The sequence below is a fragment of the Streptomyces cinnamoneus genome (genome assembly GCF_014650495.1).
GTDB lineage: Bacteria > Actinomycetota > Actinomycetes > Streptomycetales > Streptomycetaceae > Streptomyces > Streptomyces cinnamoneus.
Genome location: NZ_BMVB01000003.1, coordinates 453,582 through 466,806, shown reverse-complemented (window position 1 = coordinate 466,806; position 13,225 = coordinate 453,582). Strand labels below are relative to the sequence as shown.

11 protein-coding genes and 1 pseudogene are annotated in these 13,225 nt (G+C 73.6%); 6 read left to right on the top strand and 6 right to left on the bottom strand.

Annotated features, from left to right (window positions below; all coding sequences use genetic code 11):
• The 3 genes and pseudogenes from IE182_RS31915 to IE182_RS06990 all read left to right on the top strand — a co-directional run.
• A pseudogene (locus tag IE182_RS31915) lies at window positions 1–75 on the top strand (transglycosylase SLT domain-containing protein); the annotation flags it as partial.
• Between the two features lie 175 nt (window positions 76–250).
• A complete protein-coding gene (locus IE182_RS06995; RefSeq protein ID WP_190108750.1) occupies window positions 251–1,123 on the top strand; it encodes a hypothetical protein in 873 nt (290 codons plus the stop codon).
• A 114-nt stretch (window positions 1,124–1,237) separates the two neighbouring features.
• Window positions 1,238–2,533: a DUF1266 domain-containing protein gene (locus IE182_RS06990; protein WP_190108749.1), complete on the top strand. Its 1,296-nt coding sequence runs from the start codon at window positions 1,238–1,240 to the stop codon at window positions 2,531–2,533.
• A gap of 44 nt (window positions 2,534–2,577) precedes the next feature.
• Here IE182_RS06990 and IE182_RS06985 read toward each other — a convergent pair whose 3' ends face one another.
• From IE182_RS06985 to IE182_RS06975, 3 genes are all read right to left on the bottom strand, one after another.
• The gene (locus IE182_RS06985; RefSeq protein ID WP_229844631.1) at window positions 2,578–3,504 is read right to left on the bottom strand and encodes an alpha/beta fold hydrolase; all 927 of its coding nucleotides are present in this window, start codon (window positions 3,502–3,504) and stop codon (window positions 2,578–2,580) included.
• A gap of 151 nt (window positions 3,505–3,655) precedes the next feature.
• The gene (locus tag IE182_RS06980) at window positions 3,656–6,454 is read right to left on the bottom strand and encodes an ATP-binding protein (protein WP_190108748.1); all 2,799 of its coding nucleotides are present in this window, start codon (window positions 6,452–6,454) and stop codon (window positions 3,656–3,658) included.
• A gap of 113 nt (window positions 6,455–6,567) precedes the next feature.
• Window positions 6,568–7,314, bottom strand: a complete 747-nt coding sequence (locus tag IE182_RS06975; RefSeq protein WP_190108747.1) for a helix-turn-helix transcriptional regulator — start codon at window positions 7,312–7,314, stop codon at window positions 6,568–6,570.
• A 96-nt stretch (window positions 7,315–7,410) separates the two neighbouring features.
• Here IE182_RS06975 and IE182_RS06970 point away from each other — a divergent pair, with 96 nt between their 5' ends.
• A complete protein-coding gene (locus tag IE182_RS06970; RefSeq protein WP_373303511.1) occupies window positions 7,411–8,574 on the top strand; it encodes an MFS transporter in 1,164 nt (387 codons plus the stop codon).
• On the opposite strand, the gene IE182_RS06965 is transcribed toward IE182_RS06970, so the two are convergent.
• Entirely contained in the window at window positions 8,571–9,368 is a 798-nt protein-coding gene (locus IE182_RS06965) for a nucleotidyltransferase domain-containing protein (RefSeq protein ID WP_229844644.1), read from the bottom strand. The genes IE182_RS06970 and IE182_RS06965 overlap by 4 nt on opposite strands.
• Before the next feature lie 207 nt (window positions 9,369–9,575).
• Between IE182_RS06965 and IE182_RS31910 the strand changes: the two genes are divergently transcribed.
• Entirely contained in the window at window positions 9,576–10,034 is a 459-nt protein-coding gene (locus IE182_RS31910; protein ID WP_229844630.1) for a hypothetical protein, read from the top strand.
• A gap of 48 nt (window positions 10,035–10,082) precedes the next feature.
• On the opposite strand, the gene IE182_RS06955 is transcribed toward IE182_RS31910, so the two are convergent.
• Window positions 10,083–11,273, bottom strand: a complete 1,191-nt coding sequence (locus tag IE182_RS06955) for a cytochrome P450 (RefSeq protein WP_190108743.1) — start codon at window positions 11,271–11,273, stop codon at window positions 10,083–10,085.
• A 145-nt stretch (window positions 11,274–11,418) separates the two neighbouring features.
• On the opposite strand from IE182_RS06955, the gene IE182_RS06950 reads away from it, so the two are divergent.
• Window positions 11,419–12,009 (top strand): TetR/AcrR family transcriptional regulator, encoded by a 591-nt coding sequence (locus IE182_RS06950; RefSeq protein WP_190108742.1) that lies wholly within the window; start codon window positions 11,419–11,421, stop codon window positions 12,007–12,009.
• 75 nt (window positions 12,010–12,084) lie between these two features.
• Here the strand turns inward: IE182_RS06950 and IE182_RS06945 are convergent, their stop codons facing one another.
• The gene (locus tag IE182_RS06945; RefSeq protein ID WP_190108741.1) at window positions 12,085–13,170 is read right to left on the bottom strand and encodes an alpha/beta hydrolase; all 1,086 of its coding nucleotides are present in this window, start codon (window positions 13,168–13,170) and stop codon (window positions 12,085–12,087) included.
• Window positions 13,171–13,225: the final 55 nt, after the last annotated feature.

The following is a 13,225-nucleotide window of genomic DNA, read 5'->3' as shown; positions in this document are numbered from 1 at the left end:
GCCAACATCACCGCGTCCTGCAACTACGCGGCCGACAAGTACGGCTCGATGGACAACGTCAACTCCGCGTACTGATCGACCGACAGACAGCACACGCCACACCCTCGGGGCGGCAGCATCCGCAAGGACGCTGCCGCCCCGAGGCCGTTCCGTTGCGAGTCGGCCGGCCCGTGCCCGCCGACGAGGAGGGGCGAACGCTGGGTAGAGTGTCGCCGCCAAACAGAACGTCGCAGGTGAGCAGGTCGGAGACATGGGCATATTCGAGCGGGTCAAGACGCTGGGCGATGCGGTGGGCACGGCCGCCACCACCCTCGGCAAGGACGTCGCACAGGCCGTACAGCGCGGCGTCGACGCGGGCCGCGCCGGCACCAACGCCTCCGGTGACTGGGTGGTCTCCGTGCTCCGCTCCCTGCCCGCGCCCGCCGCACCCACCCCCGTGGAGTGGGAGTTCTCGCTGGGCGCCCTCGTCTGCCGCCACCCCCGCATCCCCGCCGTCACCGCGAAGGCACTGCGCCCCCTGGACGGCATCGGCTCCCTGCGCTTCGGTCCCGAGTCGGTCGGTTTCGACGGCGAGGACATCCCGTGGTCGAAGGTGGTCCACCTCCAGCTGCACGACGCGTTCAGCGCCATGACCACGGAGGCACTGGACGCCGAGATCGACCGGGTCCGGGACCTGCTGCCCATGCTCCCGGGCCGCAAGTGGGTGGTCACGAAGGTCGTCGAGGGCCTCGCCTCCGTCATGCTGGCCGCGCTGGAGCAGGCGGCCGAACAGCGGCTGGAGACCGTCGCCGTGGCCTGCGAGATCACCTATCGGGGTGCGCTCGGAATGAAGAAGACACTGCGGGCCAACCTGTTCACCACCGCCCTGCTGGCCCACGAGGCGGACGTCATGCGCAGCCTCGTGCTCACCGCCCAGGCCCAGGGCGTCCCCGTGCTTCCCGCGGAAGCACCCCAGGCGGGAACACGCACCGCAGAGCGCGTCCGCGCCCTGCGCGCCCGCACCGACTCGGTGACGGCCCAGCTGCGCGCCGACCAGGGCGCGGAGGATCCCGCCCTGCCCGCCGCGCCGTCGGCGCCGGCTCTTCCCTCCGCCCCGTGGCCGGCGCCGGAATCCAGGCCGTAGCGACCGCCGCAGGCAGGCGTCGCAGACATCCGCCACCGACGATCCGTCACGAACACCCCACAGGCGTCCTGACGCACGTACGCGTCAGGACGTGAACCGGAAGGAGCCGGCCCCGTGCACGCGGCAGCCGAGGACGAGATGCACGACGAGTTCTTCCCGCTCGTCCCGGCGCCGGAGGACGGTGCTCGCTGGCAGGCGCCCACCGACCTGGAGCAGTACCTGTACAAGCTCTGCCGGGCGGACAACGCCTACGCCTACCTGCGCACCCTCGCCATCGAGGGCGTCTACTACCCGGTGCGCCTCGACGAAGCGCGTGCGGCCGGTGACGACGCCCACCCCATGCTGACCAACGAGACGCCCGACGGGCTCACCGTGGCCCAGGTCTACACGGCCGGCCTGCTGCCGCGGCCGCATCCGTTCCTCGTCTACGAGTACGCGACCCTCGGCGCGCTCGAACGGATCGTGCCCGAGGGGGTGGACGTCCTCGCCGTCAACGCGGCCACGCCGTGCGAGCAGTACTTCCTGATCAGCGATGAGGAACGGGAGGTCTGGCTGGACCTCCATCACGAGCTGTTCTCCTCCGACGCGCTGATGGACCGTGTGGTCACGCGCCGCACCGGCGCCCCGGCCCCCGGACCGCTGCTGCACGGCCTGGCCTGCGGGGCACACCTGTGCTTCGCCAACGGCGACGCGTGGAACACCCTCCACTGGCACGGCATGGGCTACCGGGGCGAGGTCGAACGGATCGCGGACAGCTGGAACGTGCACGGCCGTGAGGACTGGTCGAGCATCCAGAACCGGCTGCTCGACCACGAGGTGAGCCCCTGGTACTGGGACTTCGTCCTCGGGGCCCGCAACGAACTCCAGCGCATCCGGGGCGGCGGCCGCGTGGAGACCGAGCAGTGGCGCGACACCGTGGAACGGACCCTGCGCGCCCGTGCCCAGGAGACCGGCACCCCCACGCACGACCCCGACTTCGACGACTTCGTGGCGCACCTGCGGTCCCTGGTGGGCACGGTCCTGCGGTACGAGGCCCGCTTCCGTGCCGACGGCCTGCTGCCGCCCGACGGCCACGTCCGCACGGTCGCCGCCTGGGACGTCGGCCGCGGCTCCAAGATGGCCCGCTGGGGACGCGGCGCCCGGTACGCCACGGAGGCCGAGATGCACGCGGCGATCGAGCGCGCCAGCGCCGCCGCGCAGGCCGCGTACGAGACGTGGGAGGAGTTCTCCGCCGGCTACGTCCTCGGGCGGTGCCTGCACTTCGACGACGAGGAGTTCGGCCCCTGGTACGCAGAGGTCCTCACGGCACACCGGGCCCTGACCACCGACCCGGAGAGCCCCTGGCTGACCGTGCCGTTCAGGGACCGCGACCGGAACGGGGCGGACGGGCCCGGGCGCCGCCCCGCCTAGCCGGAGCCCGCGCGCAGGCGACGTGACGGCGCCCGTCTGCCGTCTCACGTCGCTGCGTGTGCGCCGGCCTCCGCCATGTGGGCCACGAGCGCGTCGGCGACCACTGCGGTGGTGCCGGGCGTGAGCATGTGGCCCATGCCCTGAACCATCATCAGCCGTGCCCCCGCGATCTGCTCCGCTATGAGCCGGCCGTGGCCCGGCTTGGCGGGCTCCGCGGTCCCCTCGACGACGAGCGTGGGCGCGGTCACGCGCACCAGGGCGCCCGTGGGCTCGCAGGTCAGGTCGGCCATGCCGGCGAGCCGGTGGTTGGCGACGGTCCTGGGGTCGCGGGTGCGGTCGAAGATCCGCTCCTGGAGGCGGCGCTGGGCGTCCTCGTCGAAGGGCAGCTCGTCGCCGTGGAGGACGCGGGCCGCCTCGATCTGGAAGTCGACGGCCGCGGCCCGGGTGGCGGGCGGCGGGCTCACCGCCGCCGTGCGGAAGAACTCGGTGAACGCCGGGAGCGGTTCCGGCAGGCTGCCCTCGGGCTGGGGCTCTCCCATGAGCGCCCGCACGATGACCTCTCCCTCCCGGCTGCCCAGCGGCGACGAGCCCACCACGGTGAGACTGTCGACCCGGCCGGGGTGGTCGACGGCGATCCACTGGGCGATGAGCCCGCCCGCGGAGTGGCCCACGAGGTGGGCCGATGCGATGCCGAGCGCGTCGAGCAGCCCCACGGCGTCGTCCTTGAGGGTCGCCCAGGTGTAGGGGTGCTGCTCGAAGTCACGGGCCGTCGACCGGCCCATGTCGCGGTGGTCGTAACGGATCACCCGGTGTCCCGCCGCGGCGAGCCTGCCGACGAACTCGTCGGGCCAGAGCACCGCCTGGCTCATCGAGCCCGCGATGAGCAGCACCGGCGGGTGGGACGGGTCGCCGAACTCCTCCGTCCACAGCTCGACGTCGCCCACCTGGATCATGCGTGCTCCGGTCGTCATACCTGTTCCTCTTCCTGTTGCTGCTGTTTCTCCCGCGCCCCCTGCCCGTGTGGCGCGGCGACAGGCAGAACTCTGCCGTGACCGCCCGCCCGGGCCATCCGTAGGACCACTGGTGACATCACTGGTGGCAGCACGGGCATGGCCACGGGCCTCACTGCAGCAGCCGTGCCAGTTCGGTGCGGGAGGTGATGCCGAGCTTCGGATAGACCTTGTACAGGTGGTACTCGACGGTCCGGGGGCTCAGGAACAGCCGGGCCGCCACGTCCCTGTTGCTCGCCCCGTCGGCGACGAGCCGGGCGATCCGCAGCTCCTGGGAGGTGAGGGCCGCCAGGGCATCGGGCCCCGCCGGCTCGACGGACTCGCCCGCCGCCCGCAGCTCGCCCCGGGCCCGGCCCTCCCAGGGCGCGGCCCCCAGACGGTGGAAGGTCTCCGCGGCCTGCCGCAGGTAGGGGCGCGCGGCGCCCGCCCGGCGGTCGCGGCGGAGCCGCTCGCCGAGCAGGAGCGCGGTGCGGGCCCGGTCGTAGGCGGCGCCGTCGTCGTCGGCCAGCAGCTCCACGGCCTCCTGCAGGAGCGCCGCCGCTGCGGCGTCGTCGTCGGTCACGAGAGCCCGGCACCGGACGAGCAGCGCCCGCGCCCGGGCCGAGGAGGAACGGGCCGACCACTGCTCCAGGAAGCCGGCCCCCTCCCGCGCGGCCGCCGGGTCCCCCGCGGCGACGGCGGCTTCCACCCGGTCCGCCACCGAGCCCCACGCGACGATGGGATGACCGGTCCCCGGCCCCGCCGTGACCAGGGACGCCAGGCGTTCGTGCGCCCGGTCGAACCGGCCGAGGCCGAGGTCGAGCAGGCCGAGCGCGTACGTGGCCACGCCGGCCCGCAGGCCCAGCCGGTGCGGAATGGCGATGACCAGCGCTTCGTGCGCGTAGCGGCGGCAGTCGTCCTCCTGGCCGCGCACGGCGGCGCAGACGGCGAGGTTGGCCAGGTGAGCCGCGACGGAGTTGTCGAGTCCCGTCTCCCGGGCCAGGGCGAGGCCCTCCTCGGACAGGGCGGCGCTGAGCGCGAACCCGCTGTTCATGCGCTCGGCGGTGGCCGCGTTCTCCAGGACGACGGGCAGGGTGCCGACCATGCCGGACACCCGGGCGACCCGCCCGGCACGAGCACCGTGGTCGCCGGCGGCGCCGCTCTCGCCGAGGAGGCTGGCGGCCGCCGCCGCCCACAGCAGCGCAGCGGCCTGCCCGCCGAAGGCGGCGGCGCCGTCGCCGACGCCGGCCAGACCGTCCAGCGCACCTCTCAGCAGGCGGGCGCCGCGCTCTGCTTCTCCGCCGTGCAGGGCACCCATGCCGGCCAGAACGCCGTGGAGGAAGGCGTCCGCCGGCTCCTCCGCGGGCCCGTGCAGCCGTTCCAGGTCCTCGACGCGCCGTCCGATGTGCACGGCTGCCCCGGTGTCGCCCACCGTGGAGGCGGCCTCGGCCGCGTCGGCCAGCAAGGCGAGGACCGTCCTGCGGACCGCACCGGTGGGCTCGGCCATGGCCCGGTCCGCGGCGGCCAGGAAGATGCGCTGGGCCTCGGCGGCATCACCCGAGGACAGCTCGAACCGCCCGTCGAGCTGTGCGACGTCGGCCAGCAGCGCGGGATCCCGCGCGAGCTCCCGGGCCGCAGCGAGGGCGGTGCGCGCCTGACCGGCATGGCCCCCGAGCCACGCGGCGACGGCCGTGTCCTTGAAACGGCGGGCCCTGGTCGCGGGATCCGGGGTCAGCTCCGCGGCCCACGCCCACGTCCGGGCGGCGTCCGCGTAACCGCCCCGGGCGCGGGCCCGTTCCGCGACGGCGGCAAGGCCGGCGGCGACGCCTTCCTCCGGCCCGGTCGCCGCCTCGGCCCGGTGGCGGGCACTGCGCTCCCACTCGTCCCGCTCGTCGAGCAGCGCGGCCAGCTGACCGTGCACCGCACGCCGCGCCGCGGGGCTCGCGCCCGCGTACACGGCGGAACGCAGCAGCGGATGACGGAAGGTGATCTGTGCGGGGCCCATGCCGATGACCCCGGCCGCCTCGGCGGCGTACAGGGCGTCCGCTCCGGCGCCCAGCCGCTCGGCAGCCTCCCGGATCAGCAGCGGATCACCCCGCCCTTCCAGCGCGGCGACGAGCAGGACGAGGCGTACGGCCTCCGGCAGTTGGGCCACCTGCTTCCCGAAGACCGCTGCGACGCCGTCCCCCGCGGGCAGCGGATCCGGCAGCGGCGCCCGGCCCGTCAGCTGCTCGGTGCTCAGGAGTGCGGCCGTCTCGCGCAGGGCCAGCGGATTGCCGCCCGTGGCGGCCGTGACGAGCTCGACGACGTGCGGCGCCGGCGTCACCGCCGCGCGGGCGGCGAGCACCTCGCCCGCACTCCCGGCGTCCAGGCCCCCGATCTCCCGTGTCCGCAGACCGCGCAGGGCCTGCCGGGCCGCGCCGGTGTCCCGGGTGCCGATCAGCAGCCCCACGCCGTGACCGCCGAACCGGCGCGCGGCGAACAACAGGGCGTCGGCCGACGCCTGGTCGACCCACTGGAAGTCGTCGACGACGCAGAGCAGCCCCTGGGGTGCCGCGGCTTCGACCAGGAGCGAGAGGACGCCCGCCGACACCAGGAACCGGTCCACCTCGGCCGCCGGCTCCGCCAGCCCGAGGACCGTGCGCACGGCCTGCCGCTGGGCGTCGGGCAGCGTCTCCACCAGACCCGCGACCGGATGCAGCAACTGGTGCAGGGTGGCGAACGCCATCCCGGACTCGGGCTCCACGCCGGTGGCCGACAGCACGCGTGCGGGAGCGGCCTCCTCGGCCGCGTGCCGCAGCAGCGTGGACTTGCCCGCACCGGGCTCCCCGCGCAGCACCAGTGCCCGGCCGGAGCCGGCCCGTATCTCCGCCAGCATCCGGCCGAGCTCGGCGCGTTCGCCGGTGCGGCCGGTGATCTGATCGGCTGTCATGGTCGCTGCGCCCCTGGTCGTGCACGGGCACGACACTGCGCCGCCCCCTCGGCGCGGCCGACTGTACCCGGCGTGCGCAGGACGGACCGGCCGAGGGGGGAAGAAGGCGGAGGTCAGGGGCGGCGACTGTGCGCGCCCGGCGTGCACCCGAAGGCGCGCCGGAAGACATCGATGAAGGCGCTGGCGGAGGACCAGCCGCAGCGGTGGGCGACGGCGGTGACCGGTTCGTCGTCGGCCAGCATCCGCAACGCGTGGTAGAGGCGGAGCTGGGTGCGCCACTGGGGGAAGGTCATGCCCAGTTCGCGGCGGAAGAGACGGCTGAGGGTGCGCTCACCCGCTCCCACGTGGTTGCCGAGGGCGGCCAGGGTGCGGGGGTCCGCCGGGTCGTGGTGCAGGAGGTCGCAGACCGCCCGCAGACGCGGGTCGGTGGGGGAGGGCAGCTGCAGCGGCTGCTGCGGGGACGCGCGGAGCTGGTCGAGCAGGACGGCGCGCAGACGGCGGCGCTCGGGGCTGTCGTCGTGGGGGCCGCGGGTGGAGGCGAGGAGCAGTTCGCGCAGCAGGGGGCTGACGGCCAGGACGGTGGGGGCGTCCAGGCCCAGGGGGTTGACGGAGGCGGGCAGGCCGAGCAGGTGGAGGTCGAGGTGGCCGTGGGCGCGGTGGGCGTGGACGCATCCCGCCGGTATCCACAGGGCACGGGTGCCGGGCGCGAACCACGTGCCGGCGTCGGTGGTGACCGCCAGCACGCCGGAGCCCGCGTAGACGATCTGGTGGTCGTCGTGGCGGTGCGCATCGATGCTCTCGCCCGCGGCCATCGTCCGGGTGCTGGTGGGAGCCTGCGGAGTGTGGCGGATAACCGGCATACGTTGGCACTTTATCGGAAGCGTGCCCGAGCGGCCCGTGCGGACGATGGAGGGGTGCCGAAGAACCGGAACCCCCGTACCAGACCCGTCGTGTTGCTGTCCCTGGGGCATGCCTGCGTGGACGTCTACCAGGGGGCGGTGGCCGCCCTGGTGCCCTTCTTCGTCGCCGAGCGGGACTACACCTACGCCGCGGTCTCCGGCCTCGTCCTGGCGGCCACCCTGCTGTCCTCGGTCGTACAGCCGCTGTTCGGGGCGCTCACCGACAGGTGGGCCATGCCGTGGCTGCTGCCCGTGAGCACCCTGGTCGGCGGAGCCGGCGTCGCCCTGGCCGGTGTCGGCGCCTCCCGGACCGTCACCCTGATGATGGTCGCCGTGTCCGGGATCGGCGTCGCCGCCTACCACCCGGAAGCCGCGCGCGTGGCCCGCGTCGCGAGCAGGGGCAGTCACACCGCGATGGGCTGGTTCTCCCTGGGCGGCAACCTCGGCTTCGCCACCGCGCCCCTGGCGGTCTCCGCCGTCGTCGCCACCGGCGGACTGCACGCCTCTCCGCTGCTGTTCGTCCCGGCCCTGGCCGGCGCGGCCCTGTGCGTGGCCGCCCTGCGCGCGGTCAGGGCCACGACCGAGGTGGCGGCCGGCACGGCGGCAGGACCGGAGGGCAGGGACGACTGGCCGTCCTTCGTCAAACTGTCCGGAGCCGTCGTCTGCCGGTCGGTCGTCTTCGTCGGCCTGAGCACGTTCGTCTCCCTGTACGTGCGCCAGCGGACCGGGGGCGGTGACGTCGCCGGCACGGCCGCGCTGTTCGTGCTCTACCTCGGCGGCGCAGTGGGCACCGTGGCCGGAGGGAGGCTCGCCACCCGCTTCGGCCGCATCCCGGTCGTGCAGTGGTCCTACGCCCTGACCGTGATCGCCGTCGCGGGAGTCGTCTTCGTCCCCGGCCCGCCGCTCTACCTGTTCGTCGCCCTCACCTCGGCCGGCTTGTACGTGCCGTTCTCCCTGCACGTCACCCTCGGCCAGGACTACCTGCCCCGCCGCGTGGGCACCGCGGGGGGCGTCACCCTGGGCCTGACCGTCAGCATCGGCGGCATCGCCAGCCCCCTCCTCGGAGCGCTCGCAGACGCCACCTCCCTGCAGACCGCCCTCGCCCCCCTGACCGTCCTCCCGGCCCTCGGCTGGCTGCTCCTGCGCACCCTCCACGAACCCGACCGGCTCGAAGGGCCCACGGCCGACCGGCGGCCGGACCGACTGGCGAGTGCCGGCTAGCCCCGGCCGGCCGTGCGGGCCCGTACGACCAGGTCGTGCAAGGCGTCGTACACGTCGTCGGCCGGGCTCTGCGGGAGCGCGGAGAGGGCCTGGGCCTCGTCGAGTTCCGCGTGGAGCGCCTCGACGTCGGCGCACACGCGCGCCATGTCCACGATCTCCTCGGCCGGCCCGTGTTCCGCCGCGGCCTTCGCGGTGATGAGGTCGGGCACGTAGGCGGGGGCCCCGACCAGGCCGAGCAGGCTGGGCAGGTGGGCGACGACCTCGCCGCTGCGCATCAGGTGAATGCCCGTGAGGAGCACCCGCAGGGTGTAGAGCAGGGGCTTGAGCTCGCGCTGCTTGTCGAAGAGCCGCCACTGGGTGACCGCGAAGCCGCGGTAATGGTGGGCGTGGTTGCGGGTCAGCACACCCGGCGCGAGAGCGGCCAGCTCCGCGTGCACCTGCGTGGTGTGCACGACGAGCGGCGAGAGCAGCTGCTCCAGGACGTAGCCGTTGCGGCGCAGCATCAGCCGTGCGAACTTGCGCAGGTCGTGCGTGACGAGGTCCATCTCCACCCCGTCGCGGTCACCCATCCGCGTCAGGGTCTCCTCGCCGTCCCGCAGCCCGATCAGATCGCCGACCGGCAGCAGGTGCACGCCACGCAGGTCCACGTCCGAGTCGCGCGACGGGAAGCCGTACAGGTGTGCCCCGGAGACGGTGGCGAAGACCAGGGGGTGCGTCTGCTGCGCGAGGACGGGGGACAGATCGACGGTGGGCAGACCGGCCTCCCGCAGGTGAGCGGCGGTCGTGGGACGTATGTTCTCGGTGTTCACGCCCAGCAGTCTCGCAAAGCCCACGGAGGCCGTCGTCGGTGGGCGTGTCGGCGTTCTCCGGCCAAAGAGTGACGCGAACACGTCACAGCTCTGCCGGGAGAGGCCGCTGCGGCACCGGATGCTGTCAGAGTCCGGTGCGGCGCCCCGTCCCGAGGGCGCCGGTGGAGAACGACTCGACGAAAGGATCCTTTCGTGGGGAAGAAGATCACCACTCTGCTCGCCGCCGCCGCGCTCACCACCGTGACGCTCGCCGGCCAGGCGATCGCGGCGCCCGCCGGCCACGCCGCCACCACGGGCGGGGCGGCCGCGACGAGCGTCACGGCGACCCGGACGATCCATGCTCCGTTCACCCTGGAAAGAGGCCGGTCGGTCAGCTCCGACACGGCCAGACTCGTCATGCAGACCGACGGCAACCTCGTCATCTACGACGAGTTCAACGTGGCGCGCTGGGCCACCGGCACGGTGAACCGCGGATGGCGGACCGTCTTCCAGCAGGACGGCAACCTCGTCGTCTACACCCGCTCGGGCCAGGCGGTCTGGGCGTCGAACACCGCCGGCCGCCCCGGCTCGCGGCTGGTCATCCAGGACGACGGGAACGTCGTCATCTACGACGGCAGCCGCGCGGTCTGGGCCTCCGGCACGAATCACTGATCCGCCGGTCCCGACGGGCCGGGTCCCCCAGGGGCCCGGCCCCGTACATCACCACCCCACCGGCATCGAGCGCGGGCCACGCACCAGCATCTCCGTCTTCCAGACGATGTCACCGGCCGGCCGGATGCCCGGCAGGTGCAGGACGAGGGCCCGCAGGGCCTCCTGGAGCTCGACGCGGGCGAGGGACGCCCCCAGGCAGTGGTGGACGCCGTGGCCGAACCCCAGGTGCTGATTGCCCTCCCGGCCGAGGTCGAGTGCATCGGGGGAGGAGAAGCGCAGCGCATCGCGGTTGGCGGACCCCACCGACACCAGAACCGGCTCGCCCGCCCGCACCAACGTACCGCCCACCTCGACGTCCTCCGTCGCGTAGCGAGCCATGGCCGCCGCCATGCCCAACGGCACGAAGCGCAGCAACTCCTCCACCGCCGCCGGGACGAGAGCGGGATCCTTGCGGAGCCGGGCCCACTCGTCGGGATGGTCGAGGAGGGTGCACACGAAGTTGGGGATCTGGGTGGCGGTGGTCTCGTGACCGGCGACCAGGATCCCCACGCACAGGTCGACCAGCTCCGGCTCCGACAGCCGGTCGTCCTTGTCGCGGGCCTCGATCAAGGCCGTCATCAGGTCGTCCGCGGGCCGGGCGCGATGCCCGGCGATCAGCCCGGCCATGTACGCGCGTAACTCCTCACGGCTGGCGTCCGCTTCCTCGGCCGTGAGCGAGCTGGTGGACAGGGCGTCGTCGCTCCACGTGCGGAAGAGCGGACGGTCCTCCTCGGGCACCCCGAGCAGACGGCAGATCACGGAGACGGGGACGGGCAGCGCGTAGTCCTCGACCAGGTCGGCGGGCGGGCCCGCCGCCACCATGTCGTCCAGCAGCCCTTCGGCCAGCGCGCGGATGCCGGGGCGCAGCCGCTCCATCCGCTGCACGGTGAACGCCTTCATCACCAGCGTGCGCAGCCGGGTGTGGTCGGGCGGATCCATGGAGAGGATGCCGCTGTTGGACCGGCCGGGCGACTGCCGGGGCTCGTCGTGACCGGCTGCGGCCGCGCGGCTGAACCGCCGGTCGCCCAGGACGAGCCTGGCGTCCGCGTAGCGGGTGACGAGCCAGGCCGGCTCCCCGAACGGCAGCCGGACGCGCCGCAGCCCCTCGCCGCGCCGCGCCTCGTCGTACTGCCCGGACAGGGCCAGACCGATGGCCTCGTTGAAGGGATAGGCGGTGGGCTCGCTGTGGGAGGTGGACATCCGGACCCCTTTTTCCCTCGCGTCGGCGGTGTAAGCACCTGCTTACAAGGACCGTAGGACGGGGTAGGAACGACGTCAACGGGGCCTGACGGCCGACGGCTCGGACGCCGTGGCGCGTGCCGGCCGGCCCGTGAGGAGGAACGGGATGACCGCAGAGAAGGCAGAGAAGCCGGTGCGCCGACGCGACGCCGACGCCACCCGCCGGTCCCTGGTCGAGGCGGCGGCGGAGCTCTTCGCCGAACGCGGCTACGACCGGACGACCGTGCGCGCGATAGCCGCCCGGGCCGGCGTCAACCAGGCTCTGCTCTTCCGCTACTTCGGCTCGAAGACCGCTCTCTTCGGCGAAGTGGTGGCGATGGACGGACGCCGCCAGTTGAGGGAGACGCCGGCCGAGCGACTGCTGGAGACCGCCCTGCGGAACCTCCTCGCGCCGGCCGGTGACGCGCCGCCCGGGGACCGCTCCCTGGAGGTCTTCCTGCGCTCGGTCGGCGGCGACGACGAGGCCGCCCGGACGAGCCGGCGCCTGACCGAGGAATACACCGGCGTGCTGGCCGGCCTCACCCGTGCGGAGGACGCCGAGCTGCGCTCCGCCCTCGTCCTGGCCTGGCTCCTCGGCATCGGCCTCACCCGCGTCGTGGTGCGCCAGGAGCCCCTGGCCGGCGCCGACCCGGAGCACGTCTGCCGCCTGATGCTGACCGCGGCCCGCACGCTCCTGGAACACCTGCCCGTCGAATGACACGAGCGGCACCGGGCCCGGACATGCGGGCACCCTGCCACCCGGCGGGCGCCGGGCGGCAGGGTGACGGAGGGGTCAGGAGGCGGCGGCGAAGGCGGCTTCCAGGCGCGGGACGTAGTCCACGAGGTCCTGGGCCCAGCAGCCGTACGTGTGGCCGCCCTTGCACGCGCTGCCCCAGCCGGCGCCGTTGCCGTAGTCGACGAAGTGGTACGGGTACTTGAGGGCGTCCAGACGGTCCTTGGTGTGCTGTGCCGCCGACTGGACCCAGAATTCGGCGTCGCTGGGATTACCGGCGCCGTTGCCCGTGTAGAGCGCGATGCCCATGCCCGCCAGCACGCCCATGTGGGTGGAGGGGTCCACCGCGTTCCAGCGCCAGTCGGCGTTCAGCACCGGGTACGGGGAGCCGAAGACCGCGTCGCTGGACACCGTGGGCCCGAAGTTGAGGGCGCAGTCGGGGGAGCTGGAGCCGCACAGGGGCGCCCCGACGTTGGTGAGCGTGGCGACGACGGCGGCGCGCATGACGAGGTGGTCCACCGAGAAGTCGCTGGCACCGGAGAACGACGCGACCTGGCTGAACAGGCCCGGATGGTTCTGGGCGTAGTGCAGGGCGCCGAACCCGCCCATCGAGATGCCGCCGACGGCCCGCCCCTGCTTGGTCGCGAGGGTGCGGAGGTTGGCGTCGATGAACGGGATCACCTGGTTGATGTGGAAGTTCTCCCAGTTCTGCGCCCCGGCCGCCGTCTTCTGGTCGAGCCAGTTGGTGTACCAGCCCCGCCGGCCGCCGTCCGGTATGACCGTGATCATCGACTTGGCCGCGGTGAGGGCGGGGTAGGCCAGGTAGGGGTTGCCCGGGTCGTCGGACGCGCCGTGCAGCAGGTAGAACACCGGGTACCGCTTGGTCGGCTCGGCCGCGTAGTCGCTGGGCAGCAGGATCCGGATGCGGTGCGGTCCGGCGACCTGACCCGTGTTGACGGTGACCACGAAGTTGGTGGGGGTGCCGGTCGCCGCGCCGACCTGCGTCAGGCCGAAGCCGTCGGCCATGGGTGGCGGGGCGGGGTCGTCGGCGTGTGCGGAGGGCGAGCCCACCATGAGGACGGCGGCGGCCAAAGCGGTGGCCACTGCCTTCGCACGCAGGAGCCAGGAGGGCAGGACTGATCTCATCAGTTGTCCTTGGGGGTGGACTGGTTGCCATCGGACCGGTCGTGTTCATCCGGCT